We start from the raw sequence: 7087 nt of genomic DNA on the forward strand, positions 1-7087 counted from the left end.
CTCCTGTATGACCGCGACCACGAGATCTACATGGTGATGGAGCTCGTCCGCCGAGATCCGGGCCCTCGTCCAGCGCATGCTCAAGTCGACGCAGAAGGGCAAGAACGTCGGCCACTGCGTCCGGTACATCGGTACCGGGATCAAGGAAGAGTTCGGCTCGGGCCGGTCCACTCCGCCGATCACCCTCTGGCAGGCCGGAGAGCCCGGTGCGGTGAGCGAGGGGCTCGTCCCCGGGGACCGGCATCTGACACGCTGACCCTCACGGCCGGTGCCCCGGTCGTGGCGATCGACGGCGAGACGCAGCTGACCGCGCTGCACGAGCTGTCCGACGCCCCGGAGCGCTTCGGGCTGACGGCCGCAGACCTGGACGCAGTCCGGCTCCCGTTCGAGCTGTACTGGGGTGTCGGTCGAGGACGTCCGGCAGATCTTCTACGACCGCAACGTTGACGGCGTCCCGGTCGCCAAGAACCTCGCGATGTCGATGGACCAGCGCGACTTCGGCACCCACCTGCCCCCACCGCGTCGCCGAGACGGTCAAGGTCGAGCACGAGGGCACGTCCCGCTCTCCAGGCTCGTCGAAACGCGGAAGCGGCAGATCGGCAAGACCGACCCGGAGGTGATCACTCTCTCGGCCCTGCGGGTCCTGGTGATCGCCGCGATCTTAGCCCGGAACGGCATCGCGCAGTCGTCAACGACCGTCCACCAGGAGGACATGCCGGAGAACGTGGCGACCGAGCACCTCGAGCGGGAGGTGGTGAAGATCGTGTCCGAGTTTGCTGGCCGACGTGTTCCGGCACTTTGCCGCCTGGTCGGCGATCTCGGCCCGGCTGTCCCGCGAGCCTGAGCGTCATCGCGCACCAGGTCACCAAGTGGGGCGCGGGACCTGAGCGTTGAGGGGCTGTAGGCGCTGCTCGCAGACGTCCGCTGGGGGCGGCAGGCGCGTTACTGGAAGGGCGTGGCGGCGAGGTGGGGAGCCTCCGGCTCATTGAACTTCGGCGGGGGAGGACTGAAGGGCGCCGGCGGCCGGGTCGCCGACGCGCTGCCGCTGCCCGGCCAGCCCGCTTAGCCGCCCAAATCTGCGGGCCTAGTGACGTGCTGCCCGTCCGGCCTGCATCGATCAGGGGCAAGCCGGACGGTCGATGGTCGTCGGAGGGTCAGGCTGCGCGGCGGATGCGCTGGAGAAGCCACTTCCACTCGGCGGGGGTGAACTCGAGGATGGGGCTGCGGTCGAGCTTGCTGTCGCGGACGCCGACCGTGCCATCGCTGGCCCTGCCAGCTTCGACACATCCGCTGCCGGGATCGCTGTGGCGTGACTTTCGCCATGCCCGGAACTTCTTCGTCATGTCTCCGATCCTGTCTGCTCGGTCAGCCTGTTGGCTACACGTTCGAGGAAGACGATGCTGTCCTCGCGGGACAGCGCTGCCTCTCGCAGACGATCGTACATTCCGGTGTATTGCGTGACCTCGCGTCGTTGGGTGAGGACGAGATCTGTGGATACGGTTTCGATCACCGCCATCGGCGGGTCACCAGGTTCAAGGAATTTGTAGAGGTAGAAGGAAGCCTTGGGGAGCAAGCCTCCTGAGATACGGGCGTCGTGCAGAAGCACGTGGATGTTGATCCGTTCCTCTTCTGAGACCACCTTGAGCATGTGCCGGAGTTGAGCGATCATCGCCTGTGGCGGCACTGCCAGCCGATGGATCACGCACTCGTCCAGGACGGTTTCGTAGGACGGGCCTTGTGGCCGGAGTAGTTCGCGCTGCCGCCGCATACGGGCCTCGACCATGCGCTCCGGGACGTAGTCGATACGTCCCTGGCACTGGTCCAGGTCAACGAGTGCCGAGATGAAATCCGGGGCCTGAAGGACCGCAGGCATTGCTGTTTGGTTGTACTCGCGGACGGCGGCGGCGTTGGACTCGAGGTCTGCGTAGAGCTTTTGGCGTGGCCCGATGGAGACGCCGTACTTGTCCCACCAGCCCTTCTGCGCAGCCTCGCGGGCGAGCTGGAAGAGCCTGTCGTACTCGTCGCCGGTGATTTCGAGGACGTCCAGCATGTTCACAATCTCGGCGAGGTCAGGGCGCCCCTGTCCGTTCTCCAGCCGGGAGATCTTCGTGCGGGAGTAGAACATGAGCTTGGCCAGGCCATCGGTGGTGAGGCCGCGGCTCTCGCGGAGTTTGCGTATCTCGACCGCCAGACGGTGGCGGCGGACGTAGGGGCTCGGCATGACCGTCCTCCCGATATCGCGTCGGTCACGATCCGTTCGGATCACTGACCCTCTGTGTTCGACCACTCGCGAGCAATCATAAGGTCACGCTCGGTCAAACACCCGACACGGCAACACCCCAGCCAATATCCGCACGTCCACACTTCGCACGCCAGGGAGTCGCCCACCCGACTCCCGCCCACCATGTTCACCGAGAGCCCGTATGCCGCATGTGCCTGTTTTTGGGGGGGGTACCTGCGGGTTGAACCGTCGGGATGCCCAGCTTCACCTATCCCGGATAGGGGCATACGAAGGCGGCAGCAAGCCCTGCATCAGCGTTTTCGACATCCAGCGCCTTGGCCCCGCGTCCAAGCCCAAGTGGCGTCTCGAGCAACCTCGGCCGCTGCCTCTAGGAGGCAGGGAAGTCGACTGGCTAGGGCGACTCCCAGCCTCCATCCGTGCCCCGCGAAGGCCTGCGACTGATGTCGCTCCTCGTGGCCGTGTCCTCGTCACGTCCGCCCTCCACGTGAGGCGAATCGGCGCTCTCCCGGGAAAAGAGTGATGACGAGTCGAACTTCCTGGCGTTTTCCGCGGCCTCATTGATCAACTCATCTACGCCGCTCTCACCAAGCTCTGCGTCCGTCATCAGCGCTACGAGGAGCAGCAGCTTCGCACGCGTTTTAGTGACCTGGTCCTCGTTGAGGTGCGAGATATCGGTAAGCATCTTGTCGCCGAGAGCCGAGCGAATGAGTTGCTCGGCTACACGCGGGTTCAGTTGAAGTGCATCGTCTCCGAGTGCGAGGCGCACATCGGCGACATATCGAATCACCTGGGAGAGTGAGAAGGATCGCGCGAATATATGTCGCGCAGCCGCAGTGAACGAATAATGGATGAGAAGTGACAAACCAAGACCGGTCTCGTCGTTAAGTTTCTCCGCCTGCTCGCCCTCCCAGGCGTCAGGTCCTTCCAAAATGAATGCACGCAATGCTGACACATGCAGATCGGTAACCGTGACCAAAGGTGCGCTTGTCAACTTCCTCACCAGTCAATTGGTAGGTGTTTCCGTCACCTCAGTTGCTTGTCCGCCTCAGTTCGCGCCTTGGCGAGGAAAGCGTCGAGTTCATCGCCACTAAAACGAGCCTCGCCAACCAATGCGGCCAGCAGGAGAATCTGAGTTCCGAAGATTGTCTCGCCGTCCAGGCTCTCCATCGATCCCTTCCCTAGGGCGTCGAGGATAACCATTTCTGCTGCATGTGGATCGAGAGCATCTGCTGAATCCGGATGAATCTCTCGCTGATGCGCGATGAAGTTGATGACCTCCGCGTCTTCAGCGACTTCGCCATTTACTACGAACTTGCGATCGACGGCCTCGAAGAACGCTCCTGTCACCAAGGTGACGTAGTTGTTTTTGGCCGCTTCTGTGTCCAACTGATTTAGTCGATTTACATGCTCCTCATCCTGCCCGGCGAGCTGAGCGCGAAGGGTGGCCACTTGGTCGTCCGTTATTGCCATATCCTCACCTTCGAGAGTTCTTGATCTTCATGTACATCTGTCGGGTGCCGCCGATGACCACCACGCCAAGAATTATGCTGTTGGACACAAAGTCTGCAGGGTTCGTTGGCTGGTCGTTAACAGGGCCCTTGCTGCTGGAGTCTCTTACTTCTGCTTGCCCTGTTGGCGGTGGCTGCTTCAAAAAGTCTTTGGCCTTGCCGGCCAATTTTCGAGCGGCGTCAACTCCTGCCTTCGCGCGCTCTGCGCGTTCCCATCGGTCCCTACCGGGTGCATTGAGATCCTGCTCTTCAGGTGTTTCCAGTGGGTCGCCGGTATCATCGCGCAGCTTGTCGGGATCAATCGGGTCGAGATCTCCGCGGGTTGGTTGGTTCTCCGCTCCAGCCGTGTTCGGCCGCTCTGGCGACAGTTCCGTGTCAGCTGCATTCTCCGGTCGATATCGGGGTTCGAAATTGACTCGGCCTCGACTGTCGGAGCGCGCATCAAGGAGTATCGGGTTTGTCTTTCCTTTCCGGTCTGCCTCGTTGGTCTCGTTCGGGGACGGCTCGTTGTCGGTATCTTCGGACTTCTTATCACGGTCGCGGTCTTGTTCGCCGTGAGGTTCGCGTGTCCCCGAGTCTTGGTCTGGTCCTTCGGGGGAGGACGGGGCGTTGTCGGTGGCGGGCTGGTCGCCCGGTTCGTCGGTGTGGGAGCCGGTGTCGGGGGCGGGTTCGGTGGCTTCGGCGTTCTGGCCGGTCGGTTCGTCCCCGGGTCTGGTTTGGGTGTCGATGGGGTCCGGCTGCTCGGTCCCGTCGGCGGGGGCAGTGGGCTGTTCGGCTGCTTCGGGGCGAGTTTGGTTGCCGTCATCGACGGGACCGTCCGAGGTTCGTGGGCCCTGCTCGGTGGCGGGCGGCGGGTCGGTGGCGTGCTCCTGAGGCCCCAACTCACCGGTCGTGGTGCCTGGACGGGGTGCTTGCGGTCCGTTGAGTTGGTCGGTGGTTTGCCCCGCTGGTTCGGTGCGGGGCTCGCTGCCGCCGTCGGTGGGCTTGTCCGCTTCACTGGTGTTCTGGTCCGGGGTGGGCGGCGCTTCGGAGGCGACCCGCCTGGGCCGGTCCTCGGTTCTACCTTCGTCCGTTCCCGGTCTGTTCGCGTCCTGCTCCTGGGCGGAGCCCTCGAGCTTGCCTGCCGGCTCCGCGTTCGCGCCGTCGTTGTCCGACTGCGCCGTGGCGGGCCCGGTGCCGCGTTCTCCGCTCGGCTCGCTCCGGCCGTCCCCGGCCTGGTCGCGTTGTGCGGCGGCGGCCTGTTGTTGTTCGCGGGCGCGGGCGAGGCTTTCCAGGCGGGACGGCTGGCCGGGGGAGCCGGGGTTGTCGGGCGGTGGCGTCCATCGCCGTTCGGATGAGGCGGGCCGGTCTGCGGGTCCGGTGGCAGTGTCGGCGCGCTGCTCACCGGCTTGGCCTTGGGGCCGGTCGCGGTCGGCGGGGGTGCCGGTGCCGGGTTCGCGGCTTCCCGTGGTGCCCTCGTCCTGGGTGCGTGGTTCCTGTTCGCGCTTGTCCGGCCGTCCGGGCTTGCCGGTCCCGGGCCGGTCGTCGTCCTCGCGCTGGTCCAGGCCCTGGGCCTCGGGCTTGCCGGATGCCTCGGTCTTCTCGTTCCCGCTGCCGGTCCGCTCTGAGGTGGCCTTGTCGTCGCGTTCTTCGGCAGGTTTGGGGCTGGTCTCCCTGTCCTGGGTCTCCTGTGACCTGCTCTGTTGCTGTTCGCGGGCGCGGGCGAGGCTTTCCAGGCGGGACGGCTGCCCCGGTGAGCCGGGGTTGTCGGGCGGCGGTGAGTAGGGCCGCTCGGACGAGGCGGGCTTGTCGGTCGTGTCCGTGCGAGTGTCGGTCTTAGTGGTGTCTTCTACGCCCACGCCCGCAGCCCTTTCCCTGGGGGAGGAGAACCGTCCTTCAGGGCATCGGGGGCGGACGGCTCACACGGGGTGTGCCTTGACGCGCGGGGCTGACGCCAGGGCCACACCGGCCACCATGAAATCGCGCACATCCGAACTTTGCACGCGCCGATTTAGAGCACTCGATACCGTCTATGCGTTCCACGTGGCACCTCAGTCATTGCGGCGTGTTTTCGTCTTCTGTAAGAGTTGCATGCAGGACGATCAGTGGTGGGGTCACTCAAGATTCAATTGAAGCGCCGTCGTCCTGTTTGGCGGAGTTTGTGCCGGATGGGCTGATCGGACGTCATGCGGTCACCCGACGGCAAGCGTCGTCCTGACTAGGGCACCGCGGGCCTTCGGGGGCTACGGGTTCCCCTTTCAGGCGCCTTGAGGCGCGGTTGCTGAGCCGCCAGGCCCTCGCTTTGGTGATCTCGCGGGGACTGGGCCATCCGTGCGAGCGGGATCGATCCCTTCGCTTGCCCGATTTCCGGCCGAACGTCGTCCTGGGCTCCGACCCATCGAAGGCGTCGATCTTGAACGACTATGAGTCGATGACGCGCGTGCGATGAAGACCGGGGAACCGTACTCAACGATTTTGATCCCCCACTGGGGGAGAGGTGCAGCATCGGGGAGGTTCTCGAGGTCTCGGCGCTGTCGCCCGCTGGTCCAGTGGCCATGCTGCGCCTGGTCAGGCGGGCGGGACGTGCTTGAGCGGACGGCGCAGTGTCCAGGCTTGGCGCGGCGAACCGCGCAGGATGGACAGCAGGTGCCAGGCTCGGTCCTTGCGGGTGGGTAGCTCGGTGAGCAGGCTGAGCCATTCCTCGGCGTAGCGGTTCCGGTCGGTGACGGGCAGCAGTGCGCACCCGACGGTCAGCAACCGCCGCGTCAGAACCCCTAACGGCCGTGCCGCACCGGCCACTGCGCGATCCTGTGGCTGGTCGCCGGCCAGCATGGTGAAGACCCGTTCGGCCTTCTGCAGTGCCTTTACCGCCGCATCCGCCGCCGTACGCACCGCCGTCGCCACGGCAGCCGCGTCCAGCGCCGCATGCGCCGCGTCCGCCGCGTGCTTCGCGTGCTTCGCCACGGCAGTTGCGTCCATCGCCGCGTCCATCGCCGCGTCCACCGCTGCCTTCATCGCCGCGTCCACCGCCGCGTCCACCGCCGCGTCTGCCGCGCGCACCACTACGCTCACCGCCGCCTGCACCACGTCAACCGCCCCGTCCACGGCCACGTCCACCGTCACGTCCAGCCCCGCTCCCACCGTGGCCGCCGTGGCGGCCGCTTCGTCCCCCGCGCGCACCGCCACGGCAACCGTGTCCATCACCTTGCGTACCGTGCGCTCAACGTCCATCGGGACCCGCACGCGCGATGCGAATATGTGCGCTGCGTGCTCAACCGCGCTGGCGGAAGGAGGCACGAGGGCGGCGAAGTAGACGCACGCGGCCTGTAGCGCACGCCGGTCAGCGGGGGGAAGGGGG

The 7087-nt window shown here is 65.5% G+C and carries 8 protein-coding genes; 2 read left to right on the plus strand and 6 right to left on the minus strand.

The genetic code is table 11. The features are described 5' to 3' along the window. Positions 1–76 precede the first annotated feature (76 nt). A complete protein-coding gene (locus tag E1285_RS46150; protein WP_165966989.1) occupies positions 77–256 on the plus strand; it encodes a hypothetical protein in 180 nt (59 codons plus the stop codon). A 144-nt stretch (positions 257–400) separates the two neighbouring features. Next, entirely contained in the window at positions 401–844 is a 444-nt protein-coding gene (locus tag E1285_RS47995) for a hypothetical protein (protein WP_243723433.1), read from the plus strand. 310 nt (positions 845–1154) lie between these two features. Here the strand turns inward: E1285_RS47995 and E1285_RS41990 are convergent, their stop codons facing one another. From E1285_RS41990 to E1285_RS46155, 6 genes are all read right to left on the minus strand, one after another. Beyond that, positions 1155–1343 (minus strand): DUF397 domain-containing protein, encoded by a 189-nt coding sequence (locus tag E1285_RS41990; protein WP_132160363.1) that lies wholly within the window; start codon positions 1341–1343, stop codon positions 1155–1157. Then, positions 1340–2221: a helix-turn-helix transcriptional regulator gene (locus E1285_RS41995; RefSeq protein WP_132160365.1), complete on the minus strand. Its 882-nt coding sequence runs from the start codon at positions 2219–2221 to the stop codon at positions 1340–1342. The genes E1285_RS41990 and E1285_RS41995 overlap by 4 nt, the downstream gene beginning before the upstream one ends. A 412-nt stretch (positions 2222–2633) precedes the next feature. Then, a complete protein-coding gene (locus tag E1285_RS42000; protein ID WP_132160366.1) occupies positions 2634–3242 on the minus strand; it encodes a hypothetical protein in 609 nt (202 codons plus the stop codon). Between the two features lie 23 nt (positions 3243–3265). Beyond that, positions 3266–3712, minus strand: a complete 447-nt coding sequence (locus E1285_RS42005) for a hypothetical protein (RefSeq protein WP_132160368.1) — start codon at positions 3710–3712, stop codon at positions 3266–3268. Positions 3713–3716: 4 nt separating this feature from the next. Further along, entirely contained in the window at positions 3717–5588 is a 1872-nt protein-coding gene (locus E1285_RS42010) for a hypothetical protein (protein WP_132160369.1), read from the minus strand. Positions 5589–6297: 709 nt separating this feature from the next. Continuing rightward, on the minus strand, positions 6298–7087 hold a 790-nt coding region (locus E1285_RS46155), incomplete at its 5' end, for a hypothetical protein (RefSeq protein WP_207947213.1).

The organism is Actinomadura sp. 7K507 (assembly GCF_004348425.1).
GTDB lineage: Bacteria > Actinomycetota > Actinomycetes > Streptosporangiales > Streptosporangiaceae > Spirillospora.

Excerpts from the sequence above, each read along its gene's own strand:
- E1285_RS46150 (WP_165966989.1), top strand. The coding sequence starts at position 77 with ATGCTCAAGTCGACGCAGAAGGGCAAGAACGTCGGCCACTGCGTCCGG.
- E1285_RS41990 (WP_132160363.1), bottom strand. The coding sequence starts at position 1,343 with ATGACGAAGAAGTTCCGGGCATGGCGAAAGTCACGCCACAGCGATCCC.
- E1285_RS41995 (WP_132160365.1), bottom strand. The coding sequence starts at position 2,221 with ATGCCGAGCCCCTACGTCCGCCGCCACCGTCTGGCGGTCGAGATACGC.
- E1285_RS42005 (WP_132160368.1), bottom strand. The coding sequence starts at position 3,712 with ATGGCAATAACGGACGACCAAGTGGCCACCCTTCGCGCTCAGCTCGCC.